Genomic DNA, 15,901 nt, shown 5'->3' on the forward strand with positions numbered 1-15,901 from the left:
TATTGCAAAGGGGTCTGACCGTTTTGAAATGGATCAATCATGTCAACGGACCGGAAGGCGTGGAACTGGAGACGACGGCGGGCAGGATGCATATCGGATTCCGTACGTCTTCCATTGCCCGAATCCGCTACACGCTGGAAGAGTCTTTCGGCAGCAAGCCTAGCTTGACCGTAATCGAGCGGCCCGCGATCGACGTTCGGTGGACCGTTTCCGAAGACGAGACAAAGCTTTTGATCTCGACGGGAGCGCTTACGATTCATGTCGACAAAGCCACCTGCTCGTTCCGGTACGCGAATGCCGACGGGGAATGGTTGGTTCGGGAACCCGACAAGGGAGGCAAAACGCTGGAACGCGTCGACCTATATCGCACGCGGTTCGATTCCGACTCTTCCGACACCCAAAACGATTACGGGGCCGACGGACTGCGGGCGAAAAGCGAAGGCGGACAATCGGTGTGGGACAGACACGCTTTCCGTACCCGTTTGGCGTTCGAATGGGAGGAAGGGGAAGCATTGTACGGGTTAGGTTCGCATGAAGAAGGGATGTTGAATCTGCGGGGCAAGCATCAATATTTGTATCAGCAAAACCTGAAAGCGGTCGTGCCGGTATTGCTTTCTTCGAAAGGTTACGGGATTTTGGTCGATTCCTGTTCGTCGATGAGCTTTCGCGACGACGAATTCGGCTCGTACATTCAGACCGACTTCGACGACGAAATGGAATTTTATTTCGTGTACGGGCCGGAATTCGACGAGATCGTGGCCGGAATCCGTTATCTGACGGGGGACGTTCCGATGCTGCCGAGATGGGCATACGGTTATATCCAGTCCAAAGAGCGTTACGTTTCGGCCGACGAACTGATCGAGATCGCGCGCGAATATCGGCAGCGCAAGCTTCCGTTGGACTGCGTCGTGCTCGATTGGCAGTCGTGGACCGGGAATCTCTGGGGACAAAAAACGCTCGATCCCGAACGTTTTCCCGATCCCGAAGCATTGGCGCGGAAGCTGCACGGGATGAACGTCAAATGGATGGTATCCGTATGGCCGATCATGAGCGAAGGCGGCGACAACCATCGCGAAATGGACGAAGGCGGATTTTTGCTGGGCAACCGCGCCACGTACGACGCGTTCGACCGCGAAGCGCGCGAACTTTATTGGAAGCAGGCCCGGGACGGCCTGTTCCGGCACGGAGTCGACGCCTGGTGGTGCGACTGCACCGAGCCGTTCGAAGCGGATTGGACGGGAGCCGTCAAACCCGATCCGGAACGACGAATGGCGATCAACACGGCCGAAAGCCGGCGGTATCTCGATCCGGAATACATCAATGCGTATTCGCTGCTGCACTCCCGGGGTCTGTACGAAGGGCAGCGCGCCGAACATTCCGGCAAACGGGTCGTCAATCTGACGCGCTCCGCTTATGCGGGCCAGCATCGGTACGCTACGGTCACTTGGTCGGGCGATACGTCGGCCACTTGGGACACGCTGCGCAAACAGATCGCGGACGGATTGAATTTCTGCATGACCGGCTCGCCGTATTGGACGATGGACATCGGGGCTTTTTTCGTCCGCGACAAGAAAGACCTCTGGTTCTGGAGCGGCGATTACGAAGACGGGACGGCCGACGCCGGTTACCGCGAGCTTTACGCGCGCTGGTTCCAGCTGGGGACGTTTCTCCCGATGTTCCGCGCGCACGGCACGGATACGCCTCGGGAAATCTGGCGTTTCGGTTCGACCGGCGAACCCGTTTACGATACGCTCGAGAAGTACCTCAAGCTTCGTTATCGGCTGATGCCGTATATCTATTCGCTTGCCGCAGCCGTCACGCATCGCGGCGATACGATGCTGCGCGCGCTGGCTTTCGATTACCGGACGGACCCTTTGGTCCATGAAATCTCGGATCAGTTCATGTTCGGACCGGCTTTTTTGGTCGCTCCCGTCACGCGTCCCATGTATAACGGACCGGGTTCGGTGCCGCTCGATGTCGCGGACAAAACGCGCGGCGTCTATCTGCCGCAAGGGGTCTGGTACGATTACTGGAACGACGACGCGATCGAAGGCGGCAAACGAATCACGGCCCTGGCGGATTTGGAGACGATGCCGCTTTACGTTCGGGCCGGCTCGATCGTTCCTCACGGACCGGACAGGCAATACGCGGACGAGCCGTCGGAGAAGCCGCTCCGACTGAAAGTGTATCCCGGCGCGGATGGCGCATTTACGCTGTACGACGATTCCGGGGACACTTACGATTACGAAAAGGGGGCGTATGCGGAGATCGAACTGCTGTGGTCCGAATCGCACCGCCTGCTGACGCTCGGACAACGCCGGGGCGCTTACGAAGGCATGGAGGACACGCGGTTGTTTACCGTCGAGATCGCGGGCGTAGCGGGAACGAGAACCGTGCACTATGAAGGGAACGTTTTGGAAGTCCGTTTTTGAGCGGAATCGAGGACATGTCGTTTCGATATTATGCGGCATGTTGAGATGACGCGCCATCATGACTGAAGGAGGGAAGGACCTTGACGAACGCAGCATCCGAACACGGCGCCGGGAGATCGAAGGGTCGCCGTTTGTGGTACAAGCAGCCTGCGGCGATCTGGAACGAGGCGCTGCCGATCGGCAACGGCAGGTTGGGCGCCATGATTTTCGGCAGGATCGCCCAAGAAAAAATTCAGCTTAACGAAGATTCCGTCTGGTACGGAGGACCGCGTGATCGCAACAACGAAGACGCTTTGCCTCGTTTGCCTGAAGTCCGCCGTTTGATTTTGGCCGGCAGGCTCAAGGAAGCCGAGGAATTGGCGGCCATGTCCATGGCCGGATTGCCGGAAGCCCAACGGCATTATCTGCCGCTGGGCGATCTGCTGCTGTTTTTCGACGGGCACCGCGAGCCGACCGAAGATTACCGCAGGGAGTTGGATCTGGAGAACGGAATCAGCCGCGTGCGTTACCGAATCGGCGGCAAAGAATACGAACGCGAGCTGTTCGCGAGTTACCCCGATCAAGCGATCGTCATTCGCGTGTCGACCGCGCATCCCGACGGGATCAAGCTCAAAGCCAGGTTCGATCGCGGAGCTTGGCGATATATGGAGAAAACGGAGAAGTGGCGCAATGACGGAATCGCGATGCGTGGAAACTGCGGAGGCGAAGAAGGGAATACGTTCGCGGCGGTATTGAGAGCGGTCCCGGAAGGCGGAACCTGCCGAACGATCGGCGAATATTTGTGCGCGGAGGGAATGCGCTCGGTTACGCTGCTGCTCGCCGCCGGAACGGATTTTCGGCATCCCGAACCTGAAACGGACGCTAAAAGCCGCTTGGAGCGTCTGGCGCGAATACCGTTTTCCGAACTTCGGGAACGGCATACCGCCGATTACCGGAAGCTGTACGAGCGGGTGGAATTGGAACTGTCCCGCGATCCTGCGCGAAACGAACAACCGACCGACGAACGGCTGAAGGGTTTCGCGGCAGGAGCGGACGATCACGGGCTTATCGCCGATTATTTTCAATACGGCCGATACTTGCTGATATCGTCCAGCCGTCCCGGTTCGCTGCCCGCGAATCTGCAAGGGATCTGGAACGACAGCTTCATGCCGCCTTGGGACAGCAAATTCACGATCAATATCAATACGCAAATGAATTACTGGCATGCGGAGACCTGCAATCTTGCGGAATGCCATGAGCCGCTGTTCGATCTGATCGAACGGATGCGCGAACCGGGACGCGCAACGGCCAGGGTCATGTACGGATGCGAAGGATTCGCGGCGCATCACAATACCGATATTTGGGCGGATACCGCTCCGCAGGACACGTATCTGTCGGCTTCCTTCTGGCCGCTCGGTGCCGCTTGGTTATGCCTGCATCTTTGGGAACATTACCGGTTCGGCGGGGATCGGCGTTTTCTGGAATCCCGTTACGGAACGATGAAAGAAGCGGCCCGTTTCCTCCTCGACTATTTGATCGAAGACGAACAGGGCCGCCTGATTACGTGTCCGTCCGTTTCCCCGGAAAACGCGTATATCTTGCCGGGAGGCGAGTCCGGCGTACTCTGCGCGGGAGCCAGCATGGATTTTCAAATTATCGAAGCGTTGTTCGAAGCCTGCATCGAAGCGTCGGACATGCTCGGAGACGATAAGGATTTTAGCGCCGAGCTATCCGAAGCGTTGACGCGAATGCCCGGCCCGAAGATCGGCAGGCACGGACAGATTCAGGAATGGATGGAAGATTACGAAGAAGCCGAACCGGGACACCGCCATATTTCGCACTTGTTCGCTTTGTATCCGGGAGATTCCGTCCATCCCGAGCGAACGCCCGATCTGGCCGCGGCCGCCCGAACGACGTTGGAACGCCGATTGGCGGCCGGCGGCGGGCATACGGGCTGGAGCCGGGCATGGATCATCAACTTTTGGGCCAGGCTTCGCGACGGGCAAAACGCGTACGCGAACGTACGGGCGCTGCTCGAGAAGTCGACGCTGCCCAATTTGTTCGACAATCATCCGCCTTTCCAGATCGACGGCAATTTCGGCGGCACGGCGGGCATCGCAGAAATGCTGCTGCAAAGTCATGCCGGCATGATCGAACTGCTTCCGGCTTTGCCCGCGGAATGGAGCGACGGACGGGTGACGGGACTGCGGGCCAGAGGCGGCTGCACGATCGGGATGGCCTGGTCGGACTCCAGACTGACGAGCGTAACGGTGAGCTGCTCGTCCGAAGGTTCCTTCCGCCTGATCGGTCCGGGCCTTGAACCCGTCGAGTGCGCCGGAACGGCGGGCGTCACCTACAGATTCGGAGACGCCTGAGACCGATCCGGCGATCGCAAGCCGCTAGGTTTTTCGTTTGCCGCGTCCGGCTCCGCCTGTCAGCCAACGGCCGCCGGGCAAACGCGACAGACCCGCGCAGAGCAGCAGGGCGGTCGAAGCAACGATCAAAGCCGTCAGCACCGAGACAAGCAGATGCCAGCCGGGGAACAGCCAATCGCGGGTGATTACGGCAATTCCGGTCAGCAGCATCGCATGGCTCAAATACGCGCCGAACGAATATTTGCCGCAGAGGGCGAGCAGTTTTTTCCACCACCCTCCTTGTTTTTGCAGCAGAAGCACCCAGCCGTACAACATCAGGATCTGAACGGTGACGGCGACGAAGCTGCTCGGCTTGAGGTAGGTGGAGTAGTTGAGATTGATCTGCTCGCCCGAGCTGCGCAGCATGTCGAGGTTCATCCACAGGTACATTCCGATAAAAGCAAGCGTGCTCCACGGCAGCATTTTAAGCACGAATGCGCGCCATTTTTCCAGATAAGTCCCGCAAATGCCGCCGAGCACGAAGTAGAAAGCGTAATAAGGGAACTCGTAGGTCCGGTAATCGAGCAGCGTTTTCCAAAGTCCCGACGTCTGCCATTCCGGCATCCGATAGTAGGAAAGGTACATAAGCCAGCCGTAGGCGATCGCCAGCAGCACAATCAACAACCCGATTCTTCCGAATTTCGCGCGCTCGTCATTTCCGGACCCGGTCCATCGGCCGATACCGGAAGCGGCGGAGCGAAAAAGCGGAAAGAACAGATAGAATTGGAAGATCATCACGACAAACCACAGATGATAGCCGTAAGTGGGCGCGATAAATTGTTGGAGAAAAGCAGGCCAGTCGCCCGATGCGAACAGCGGTTGTTTGGACAATATTTTGGTCAATATCCAATACAGCACGGTCCAAAAAGCGAACGGGACATAGATATCCCCGATTCTTTTGGTTAACACCGGAGCGTAACGCCGATCGTTCCGTCCATACTGATAAAAAAGGATCGCCCCGGCGAGAAAAACGAACGTTAGCGTGCCGTAGCGAATCAAATGATACAGCATCGCGATCGCCGCGGCGTCGGGATACAGGATATCGGCGCGATATATGAATTCTCCCAGACTATGCTGCATCACGATAGCAAAAAACGACAAGCCGCGCAGCAAGCCCCACTCGTCCACCCGTTGAAGGGAAGCGCGCGGAGACTTTTGGACGGCCGCCCCGGTAAGTTGAGACATAACGAAATAACTCCTTCCGCAGCGTTTCTTCATTTATAATAAATCAGTAGGCGGGTTTCAGAACCAAGCCGGCTACAATTATAAACGAAAAAGGAGAACAAGTTAAACATGAATTCGATCGACTTTGCGAAAAAACCGGTATTGACCGGAGAAAAGGTACTGCTGCGCCCGTTCGAAGCGGCAGACGGCGAACGGATGCTGGACATTTTGTCGGAGGTCGACGTCCAGCGATTGACCGGATCCGTACATAACGACGAGGAAGCGCGACGTGCGCGTACTGCGGAACAGGAGCAGCAGATCAAGGATTGGTATGCGGGCCGCAGCGCGCAGACCGATCGGCTGGATCTGGCTATCGTGGATCAAGGCAGCGGAACGGTGGTCGGCGAAGCCGTGTTCAACGAGTACGAAGAATATTCGGGCAATGTCAGCTTTCGGATATTGATCGGCTCGGACGGGCAAGGAAAAGGATTGGGAACGGAAGCGATCGGGTTGTTTTTGCAATACGGGTTCGAGACGTTGGGTCTGCACCGCGTATGGCTGGAAGTGTACGGCTTCAATCCGAGAGCCGAACGCGTCTATATCAAAAGCGGATTCGTGCTCGAAGGCGTGAAGCGCGAAGACTTCCGTTATGAAGGCGAGTATATCGATACGAAAGTGTACGGGATGCTGCGCTCGGATTATGTCCGGAGCACCGGGAAATGAAGTTATGAAAAAGCCGCTGGCTTCGTCCCAAGACGATAACAGCGGCTTTTTCTGTGATCGGGATATAAAAAATTTCGACTGCGTTTCTTATGCTCCGGTTCCGCTCTCCGCTTCCACTGCGCGTACGCGCTCCGCGGAACGGCGAGAACGTCCGGGAATTCTCGGCGGACGCGGAATGGAACGGGCGGGTGCTTGTTTCATCCCCGATACCAGCACGCCGCCCAGAATCAGCAGAGCGCCGACGTAACCTTGAATGCCCAGTATTTCGCCCAGGAAAACGAATCCGAACAACCCGGCGAAGACCGGCTCCAGCGAAAACAATACGCCGATTCGTTCGGGTGTTGTATATTTTTGCGCAACCGTCTGCATGATGAAGCCGAATGCGCTGCAAATGACGGCAAGCCCGATGACCGAAGTCCACTGGGAAGCGCCTTGCGGAATCGTCGGCGTTTCGAACAGGAAGCCGAAAACCAGGCCGAATAATCCGATGAATCCGATCTGAAGCACGCCGAGGGTCAGTCCGTCGGAACGTTTCGTAAAGCGGTTGGTCATCAGGATATGTACCGCGTACACGAAAGCCCCCAGCAGGCACAGCAGCGATCCGCTCTCGAAAGATAACGAGTGCCGGAGCGTCAGCATGGCGATTCCGCCCATCGTCAGCACGATTCCGCCGGTCATGGCGAGGCTTGGTTTGCGTTTGGTGATCGCAAACTGAAGAATCGGCACGAATACGACCATGGCGCTGGTTAAAAATCCGGCCGTCGAAGCGGTTGTTGTCTTCAGGCCCGTAATCAGCAGGCTCAACATGATAAACATGACGAAGCCGAGCAGGGCGCTTTGCCCGACGGTCTTCAAATCAGCCAAGCGAACGCGCCGCCAGAATAACGGGAGCGTCAGCGCGAAGGCCAGCAAAAATCGCCAAGCGAGCAGGGTAAAAGGTTCCATGCCCTCCATTCCCATTTTCATCAATAAATAGGACGAGCCCCAGCCCGCCGAAACCAGCGCGATCGCGATATCGGCTGTTCTTTTCGTCATGCGCAGTTCCATTTTTCTTGTCATCCTCTTTCGGTCGTAAGGTCGATGCAAAAGCTGCATAAAAATCCGTTGCAATTTCGCCTTTCCCAGTATAAGTTGGAGAAAAGCATGAGAAAAGCGAATGTTTTTCATGCTTAACATGAACAATTTTAATGATGGAAAGAGGCGCAAGATGTCCACCCACAGATACGAAGCTTTTCTCAAAACGCTCGAGACCGGCAGCTTGACCAAAGCCGCGGCCGCGCTGGGATATACCCAATCGAGCATCAGCCATATGTTGAACGCGATGGAGAAGGAATGGCGTCTGACGCTGCTGATCCGCGACCGTTCCGGCATCCGTCTCACCTCCGACGGACAGCGTCTGCTTCCCTATATTCGCAACATGGTACAGGCGCATCGGGAGCTGATCGACGAGACGGCGAACCTGCGAGGGCTGCGTTCCGGATTGATCCGTCTAGCCACCTTTACCAGCGCCGCCGTGAATTGGCTTCCGGGGCTGATCCAGACGTTTCAACAGGAGCATCCGGGCGTTGATTTCGAGCTGCTGCACGGGCATTACACGGATATCGAGAATTGGCTGGACACGGGGCAGGCCGACTGCGGCTTCCAGCGCCTGCCTGTTCGATCGGATTTCGAAAGCCGCTTTCTGGCGCAGGATCGGCTGCTCGTCATTTTGCCGGAAAATCATCCGCTGGCGGGCGAAGAACGTTTTCCGATCGAAGCGCTCGGCGACGAATCGTTTCTTCTTTTGGAAGAAGGAACGGTCAACGAGATCACGGAAATTTTCAATCTGCACGGCATTCATCCCAAAGTGCGTTTTACCGCAAGGGACGACTACGCCATTATTTCGATGGTCGAGAGCGGGCTCGGAATCAGCATTTTGCCGGAGCTGGTATTGAACCGCACCCCTTACCGCGTCGTGCAAAAAGAACTCAGCATCCCGGCTTACCGCAAGCTCGGCATTTGTCTCAAAAGCAGCGAACACGCGTCGCCGGCGCTGCGCAAATTTCTGGAACACGTCGCCGACTATCCGTCATTCCGTCAGGCCGAAGCGACAAAGTAAGGTCTTTTTTCGGAAAAGGAGGAACCCGGGGCAGGCAGGGCGAAATGGTTAAATTGAAAGAGTTCCAACAAATCTATCCGCTCAAACGGGAGGTCGCTCATGCCTGTATTCGAAACGCGAGGCAATCACTTTTATTACGAAAACGAACCGATTACTTTACGCTCCGGCGCTATCCATTATTTCCGTGTCGTGCCTGAATATTGGGAAGATCGCCTGCGCAAACTGATGGCGGTCGGTTTTAATACAGTCGAGACGTATGTCGCTTGGAACGTGCACGAGCCGAAAGAAGGCACGTTCGTGTTCGACGGCATCGCCGATCTGGAAGCGTTCGTCAAGTTGGCCGGATCGCTCGGTCTGCATGTCATCGTTCGTCCGAGTCCGTATATTTGCGCGGAATGGGAATTCGGCGGACTGCCGGCCTGGCTGCTGGAAAACGGCGATATCCGCCTGCGCGTTTCCGATCCCGCCTTTTTGGAAAAGGTAGACGCTTACTTCGACGAGCTGCTGCCGAGGCTCGTTCCGCTGCTGTCGACGAACGGCGGCCCGATCATCGCCATGCAGATCGAAAACGAATACGGAAGCTACGGCGCGGATCACGCGTATCTGGAATATTTGCGTGACGGGATGATTCGCCGCGGCATCGACGTGCTGTTATTCACGTCCGACGGTCCGGAGACGGCCATGCTTCGCGCCGGATCGGTCGAAGGCATACTGGCGACGGTCAACTTCGGTTCGAGAACGCGGCAAGCCTTCGAGATTTTGCGCAAGCATCAGCCGGAAGGCCCGTTGATGGTCATGGAATTCTGGGACGGCTGGTTCGACCGTTGGTTGGCACCGCACAACACGCGCCCGTCTTCGGAAATCGTGACGGAGCTTGAACAGATGCTGGAGCTGGAAGCGTCGTTCAATTTCTATATGTTCCACGGCGGCACGAACTTCGGCTTCATGAACGGAGCCAACCACGTGAACTACTACGAGCCTACGGTCAACAGCTACGACTACAACGCGATCTTGAGCGAGGACGGGGAACCGACCGAGACTTATTTCGCCGTGCGCAAGCTGCTTGGCGAACGTCTCGGCTTGACGCCGCCCGAGCTGCCGGCTCCTTTGCCGAAAAAAGCGTACGGACGCGTGGAGCTGACCCAATCGGCGGCCCTGTTCGAAAGCGCCGATGCGCTGTCCGGCGGAGCGATTCGAAGCGTGTGCCCGGAACCGATGGAAAAAGTCGGACAAGCTTACGGCTTCATCATGTACACGACAACGATCGGAGACGAGCATCACGGCGGCAATCTGATCCTGCAAGAAGTGCGCGACCGGGCATTGGTATTCGCGGACGGCCGGCAGATCGGCCTGGTCAACCGCTGGGAACCGCAGCCGGGCATCAAGCTGAACGTGCCGGCCGAAACCCGCGTCCGTCTCGATATTCTGGTCGAAAACATGGGCCGCATCAATTACGGTCCGCTGATGCGCGACCGCAAAGGCATTACCGAAGGCATCCGCGTCGGCAACCAATTCCTGCACGACTGGGAAATCCGCCCGCTGCCGCTGAGCGATCTGTCGTCTTTGGAATTTGCTCCTTTAGCACAAGAAGGACAGCCGGCAGAGCACCGATCGAAAACCAGAACCGGCGACGAATACTCGGCGGAAGGCTGGGGAGAAACCTCCGATGCACAACCTGCCTTTTACCGCGGAACATTCAACGCTGACGACACGGCCGACACCTTCATCCGCACCGACGGCTGGGGCAAAGGCGTCGTCTGGATCAACGGATTCTTGCTCGGCCGCTACTGGCAGGCCGGCCCGACTAAAACCCTCTACGTCCCGGCCCCTCTGCTCCGCAGCGGCGAAAACGAGATCATCGTTTTCGAACTGCACGGCTTCGGCAGCACGGCCGATTCCGGCACTCCAGCTCCTTTCGTCGAATTGACGGATGTACCGGACTTGGGCTAGAGAATAAAAGATCTTATTAAAAATTAAAGCAGCAGCCTGTCTTTCGGCAGAAAGACAGGCTCGATGTTTCAAGAAACTCCAACGTAGCTGGAAGCGAGAAGACGGAGAGAGAAATTCAGTGAAGGAGCGTTAGCGTTCGCCTTTGAAATCGGGAAAATTCCAATAAAATTCAATCCTTTTTCCCGATTTCAACACGCGACCGGAAGCATTTCGAAGAAATGCACTTCGGAAGCCTATGCTGGCAATTTCTCTCGCAGTCTTCTCGCTTCCCCCCGCCGAAGCAACTTTCCCGAAAACCCGAGCCTGTCTTTCATAAAGAAGACAGGCTTTTCCCCATAGCCAAGAAAGGAGCCCGAAATCATGTCCTGGACATCCGAAGCCGGAGGCGGAAGAGAGTTCAATCTCGACCAGTACGCCCTGCCGGACCTCAGATTTTCTTTTCAAATGTGCGGCACCCATTGGCGCGAAGTATCGACCGGCTGGTCGTATCCCGCGCATAACCATGCCTTGTTCGAACTTAATTACGTGATGGAAGGCCAACAGCTCATGAGCATCGGAGAGCAGCGTTACGTGCAGGAGGCGGGCGAATTGCTGCTGCTCGCGCCCGATTGCATGCACGAAAGCCGGATCGGGCGCTGTGCGTCCATGTCCTATTTTTGCATGCATTTCGATATCGAAGACGCCGTGATGTACGAACGATTCGCGGCGCTCGGCAGCACGCTTTTTGCCGATAACGCCGAATTAACCGTCAAGCTGAAGCCCGAACTCGAACAGTTGGCGCTTTTATGCAGCGAGCAGACCGAAGCAGAAGCGGACGAATCATTCGCGGTTCGGGCCTCGGTGCTCAAGCTTCTGCTGGAGCTGTCCCAATATGCGTTTTCGCTGCCCGAAGAGGTCAGCAAGCCTAGCGCGCCTGACGGGCGCGGGACGGAATCCGCCCGGCGTCTGCGCGAGCGTTACGCTTTGGAAAAGAAGATCCAGGATTTTTTGAGCGGCCCGGAAACGGACGGTTCATGGAGCGAGCGTACGCTGCTGCCGCCCTTCAACTGGGTGGGTTTATTCACGATCATGGTGCCGGACCGAAGCTTTTGGGCCAAGCCGGACCGTTTTCTGGCTAAAATATTGCTCGACGACGCTTTGTCCGAACACGGAATTCCGGCGGTGGCAACGGGCGAACAGCGTTTGACCGCCGTATTGTTCATGAACGGTTATAGCGTACCGCCTTTGGAAGAATACGCTGCCGACTGCCGCAGGCTGCTTGAGCGCAGACTGGGCGAGACGGTGAAGCTGGGAATCGGCGGCGTGGCCGTATCGCCGGGCGAATTGAAGGGATTATACCGCCAAAGTCTGCGCGGACTCGGCCTGGACGAAGCGTTCGAATCGCTCCCCGACTTCGAATTTACCAACCGTACCGTTCGATTGGCGCTGCTGGCGATCGAATCGGAATATGCCGAGCCGGGATTGACGTTGAAGATGCTCGCTGAGCGGCTGCACATATCGCCCAATTATTTGAGCGGATTGTTCACGGCGGAGACCGGGCATTCGTTTACCTGGCACTTAACGCGGATTCGTATCGATCGAGCTTGCACATTGCTTAAAGGAACGCCGATCAAGGTGCATCAGGTGGCCCGTCAGGTCGGGTATTCTGATCAGGCTTACTTCAGCCGCTGCTTCAAGTCGGTCATCGGAATCAGCCCGGTCGCGTACCGGAATAAAATGCTTGCCTATACCTTTTAAGAATACGCTTACAATTCGGCGTAGAATTGTCCAATAAAGCGTAGATGCGTACATTGTTCGTTCTTCCTTGCGATGACATACTGGAACAAATAGGCAGGCGGGAGGAATGGCCGTGTACAAAGTCATCGTGGCGGACGACGAACCGTTGATGCTGGAAGGTTGGAAAACGATCATCGACTGGAACAAATTCGGTTACGAATTGTGCGGGGCGGCTTCGGACGGCGACGAAGCGCTGGAACTGGTCGAACGAATCGGGCCGGATTTGCTGCTGACCGATATTCGCATGCCGGGACTGAGCGGGCTCGATCTGATCCGAGTGCTTCAGGAGCGGCGCGGCCTGGACATGAAAAGCGTTATCGTCAGCGGCTATGCGGAGTTCGATTATGCCCGTCAGGCGCTGCGTTTCGGCGTAGACCGTTACGTATTGAAACCGATCGTGTCCGAAGAGATTCATGAGCTGCTCCAAGAACTGAGAGCGCCGCTGGATTCCGTTATGGAAACGCGACGCTCAAGTGCCGAACTGCGCGGCGCAGCCGTGCAGTCCTGCATATCGGGATTGCTTCGGGGCGAGCCGGCCGCCGTCAAGGAAGCGGAGATGCTGCTCGGTCCCGACAACCGGCCGCTCTGCATGCTGTTGGCTGAACCCGGGCTGGAAAAACGGCAGGAAAACGGACCGTCCGCGCGGGCTGTTCTTGAACGGGCAGCGGAACGTTTGCAGGCAAAAGGGGTAAAAGCCTGGGCGTTCGATGACGCGCCGAGCCGAGCCGGGCTGATGGCCGCTTGTTCAACGCCCGCTTGGCTCAGCGCTTCGGTACGGTCGGAAGGGCATATGTCGGACTTGTCCCTGTATAGCGGCGCCGGCGTGCAGGGGTACGGAGCCGTTCCTTTACTGCATGCTCGGGCGATGGCCGCGAGGGAGCAGTCCTACTTGTTTCGACGCACACAAAAAGAAGGCAGCTACACGGAGATGCTGACAGCCGCTCAAAACATATTGACGCATATCGAATCCGGCCGACCGTCGGCAGCCGAGCAATCGGTTTCCGAATTGTTCAAGCTGTTCGCCCAAAAAGAAGTGCCTTCGGGCTGGATCGACTCGCTGATCCGTCATATTCTGGACAGGTTGTCGGACATTCGGCCGCATGCTACCGAAATTTCGGCAGTATCTGCCCGGTCGCGTATTTCCGCAGAAAAAGAGCTGAAGCTCCGATGCAGGATCGAGGCCGAGCGGATCGCGGAGTCGCTGGCGGCAAAGGCGGAGATTCCCGAGCATCCGCTTCGGGCCGCGATCGCGCACGTCAACGAACATTATCGCGACAAACTGCAGCTGCGCGAATTGGCCCAGAAGCTTGGGATGAGTCCGGTCTATCTGGGTCAAGCTTTCAAAAAAGAGACGGGCTGCTGCTTCAATGACTATGTCCATCGGCTGCGCGCGGAGGAAGCACAGCGGCTGCTGCGGCGAACCGACATGAAAATTTCCGAAATCGCCGAACGGCTGGGCTATCACGATACCGAGTATTTCAGCGCGAAATTCAAAGCGGCGACGGACGAACTGCCTTCGGCCTATCGGATCAGGGAGCAGGTGACGGTTTCGTGAAACGTCGCCGATCTTTGATACCCAGACTCAACGATATACCTCTTAAACGAAAGTTTCTGTTGATTTATCTGCTCTGCGTACTGCTGCCGATCATGACGATCAATCTGTTTTTTTACTTTCGGACATTATCCGATATTCAAACGCGCGAGCAGGAAAATCTCGGGCGTTCCCTCGAACGCGCGCGCGGCGAGCTGATCGGCATGATCGACGAAAGCGTCGCGCTCAGCCGTTCGATTGCCGCCGACGACTCGCTGTACCAAGCTTTGGACCGGACTTATGCTTCGCCTTCGGAGTATTATGCCGTTTACGACGAGTCGCTGAGAGACAAACTGACGCGTTATATGTCGGCGAATATTTTCGAAGTCCGCGTGTATACCGAAAACGCAAGTATTCAAAACGGCTCGAACTACGGGGTAATCGACGACGGAGAAAAAACGCCCGAGTGGATAGAATCGTTGGGAACAGACTCTTCGGCGATCGCGGTCGCCGCGTACATGGATGAGGAAACGCATGATCCGCGGCGCCGAATCAGCGTGATCGGGAGGATGGATGTTTATTCGTCTTTTTCGACGTACTCCAAATATTCGCGAGTTGATCTCGATCTGGGCCGGATATCGGCAATTTTGAATCGGGAGCGCAGCGTGAAGCTTCGGCTGGTCGACGATCGGAACAAAGTGGCGGCGGACGGCATAGGCGGAAGGGACGGGGAAGGCGTGCTTTACGACAATCCTGCGTTCACGCCGGAAGAAGAGGCTTCCGGCTTTGCCTTGGAGCAGCCGCTCGGCAATCTCGGTTACGTGCAGGGATGGAAAGTGGTCGGCATCGCGGATACGCATTATATCGACGGTCTTCGGCTGGAATCGATGCGTTCGATATTATGGCTGGGCATCATCAGTACCATCGTGCCGTCGCTGCTTATTTTTTTTATCTTCCGTTCTTATCACACCCGGGTCAAGCATCTGTATCGGCATATGGAAAAAGTCGGCGATCAGCGCTTCGATCCGATCGTCATCCCCGAAGGCAAAGACGAAATCGGCGGCTTGATTCGCGCGTTCAACGTAATGGCCGAACGGATCCGCTCGCTGATCGACGACGTCTATAAGCTGGAAATCCGGCAAAAAAATCTCGAACTGGACCGGGTGCGGACCGAGCTTGCGATGCTGCAAAGCCAGGTGAATCCCCATTTCCTGTTCAATACGCTGAATGCCGTGATGATCGTGTGCGCCAAAAACGGTTATCTCGAAGTCACCGAAATCGTCAAAAACCTGTCCCTGCTTATGCGCCAACTTCTCGGCAGGCCGGACGATCGCGTTGCGTTAGAGGAAGAATTGAAGTTTACGCGGATGTATCTGGAGATCGAGAAGTTCCGTTTCGGGGATCGTTTCGATTATCGGTTCGAAGTCGAGCCTGCCGCGATGCAGCTGCGGATTCCGCGCATGAGCATTCAGCCGCTGGTCGAGAATGCGTGCAAGCATGGGCTGCAAGCGCGCAAAGACGAACGGAAAATCGGAATCACCGTTCGGATGACCGGAGAAGGGCTCGAACTTTCCGTGCGTGACAACGGGATCGGGATGAATGAATCCAGGCTGCGCGAAGTCGAAGCGTTCATGGATTCGGAGTCGTCGCTCGGAGGCGGCAGCGTAGGCCTGAGGAATGTGCATCGGCGTCTGGAGTTGTTTTACCGCCGGGATGTTCGGCTTCGACTGCGCAGCGAGGAAGGGAAAGGGACGGAGGTCGGGTTCACGATTCCTTCTTTTTGGCTGCACGCCGACGATCGGAATCTGTATGCGTGGGACAAGGAGGCGTAACC

The 15,901-nt window shown here is 56.6% G+C and carries 10 protein-coding genes; 8 read left to right on the top strand and 2 right to left on the bottom strand.

The genetic code is table 11. The features are described 5' to 3' along the window. The first annotated feature begins 23 nt into the window (after positions 1-23). Together HRQ63_RS01690 and HRQ63_RS01695 are read left to right on the top strand one after the other, a co-directional pair. On the top strand, positions 24-2,432 hold the full coding sequence (locus tag HRQ63_RS01690) for a glycoside hydrolase family 31 protein (protein WP_229714036.1): 2,409 nt from the start codon (positions 24-26) through the stop codon (positions 2,430-2,432). An 80-nt stretch (positions 2,433-2,512) separates the two neighbouring features. After that, complete coding sequence (locus HRQ63_RS01695; RefSeq protein ID WP_172238189.1) at positions 2,513-4,786, top strand: glycoside hydrolase family 95 protein; 2,274 nt, start codon at positions 2,513-2,515, stop codon at positions 4,784-4,786. 24 nt (positions 4,787-4,810) lie between these two features. Here HRQ63_RS01695 and HRQ63_RS01700 read toward each other — a convergent pair whose 3' ends face one another. Then, the gene (locus HRQ63_RS01700) at positions 4,811-6,010 is read right to left on the bottom strand and encodes an acyltransferase (RefSeq protein WP_172238192.1); all 1,200 of its coding nucleotides are present in this window, start codon (positions 6,008-6,010) and stop codon (positions 4,811-4,813) included. A 108-nt stretch (positions 6,011-6,118) separates the two neighbouring features. Between HRQ63_RS01700 and HRQ63_RS01705 the strand changes: the two genes are divergently transcribed. After that, the gene (locus tag HRQ63_RS01705) at positions 6,119-6,712 is read left to right on the top strand and encodes a GNAT family N-acetyltransferase (protein WP_172238195.1); all 594 of its coding nucleotides are present in this window, start codon (positions 6,119-6,121) and stop codon (positions 6,710-6,712) included. Between the two features lie 87 nt (positions 6,713-6,799). Here the strand turns inward: HRQ63_RS01705 and HRQ63_RS01710 are convergent, their stop codons facing one another. Beyond that, positions 6,800-7,759, bottom strand: a complete 960-nt coding sequence (locus HRQ63_RS01710) for a DMT family transporter (protein ID WP_172238198.1) — start codon at positions 7,757-7,759, stop codon at positions 6,800-6,802. 160 nt (positions 7,760-7,919) lie between these two features. On the opposite strand from HRQ63_RS01710, the gene HRQ63_RS01715 reads away from it, so the two are divergent. From HRQ63_RS01715 to HRQ63_RS01735, 5 genes are all read left to right on the top strand, one after another. Then, complete coding sequence (locus HRQ63_RS01715; RefSeq protein ID WP_172238201.1) at positions 7,920-8,810, top strand: LysR family transcriptional regulator; 891 nt, start codon at positions 7,920-7,922, stop codon at positions 8,808-8,810. A gap of 99 nt (positions 8,811-8,909) precedes the next feature. Continuing rightward, positions 8,910-10,760: a glycoside hydrolase family 35 protein gene (locus tag HRQ63_RS01720; protein WP_172238204.1), complete on the top strand. Its 1,851-nt coding sequence runs from the start codon at positions 8,910-8,912 to the stop codon at positions 10,758-10,760. A 360-nt stretch (positions 10,761-11,120) separates the two neighbouring features. Beyond that, the gene (locus tag HRQ63_RS01725) at positions 11,121-12,497 is read left to right on the top strand and encodes an AraC family transcriptional regulator (protein WP_172238207.1); all 1,377 of its coding nucleotides are present in this window, start codon (positions 11,121-11,123) and stop codon (positions 12,495-12,497) included. A 112-nt stretch (positions 12,498-12,609) separates the two neighbouring features. Further along, on the top strand, positions 12,610-14,091 hold the full coding sequence (locus HRQ63_RS01730) for a response regulator (protein WP_172238210.1): 1,482 nt from the start codon (positions 12,610-12,612) through the stop codon (positions 14,089-14,091). A 59-nt stretch (positions 14,092-14,150) separates the two neighbouring features. Then, a complete protein-coding gene (locus HRQ63_RS01735; RefSeq protein ID WP_229714037.1) occupies positions 14,151-15,899 on the top strand; it encodes a sensor histidine kinase in 1,749 nt (582 codons plus the stop codon). Positions 15,900-15,901 lie beyond the last annotated feature (2 nt).

Origin of the sequence: Saccharibacillus endophyticus, from assembly GCF_013185185.1 — a bacterium.
Taxonomy (GTDB): domain Bacteria; phylum Bacillota; class Bacilli; order Paenibacillales; family Paenibacillaceae; genus Saccharibacillus; species Saccharibacillus endophyticus.

Bases quoted from the DNA above. Each gene is read 5' to 3' on its own strand.
- HRQ63_RS01710 (WP_172238198.1), bottom strand. From the start codon at position 7,759: ATGGAACTGCGCATGACGAAAAGAACAGCCGATATCGCGATCGCGCTG.
- HRQ63_RS01715 (WP_172238201.1), top strand. From the start codon at position 7,920: ATGTCCACCCACAGATACGAAGCTTTTCTCAAAACGCTCGAGACCGGC.
- HRQ63_RS01720 (WP_172238204.1), top strand. From the start codon at position 8,910: ATGCCTGTATTCGAAACGCGAGGCAATCACTTTTATTACGAAAACGAA.
- HRQ63_RS01700 (WP_172238192.1), bottom strand. From the start codon at position 6,010: ATGTCTCAACTTACCGGGGCGGCCGTCCAAAAGTCTCCGCGCGCTTCC.
- HRQ63_RS01705 (WP_172238195.1), top strand. From the start codon at position 6,119: ATGAATTCGATCGACTTTGCGAAAAAACCGGTATTGACCGGAGAAAAG.
- HRQ63_RS01725 (WP_172238207.1), top strand. From the start codon at position 11,121: ATGTCCTGGACATCCGAAGCCGGAGGCGGAAGAGAGTTCAATCTCGAC.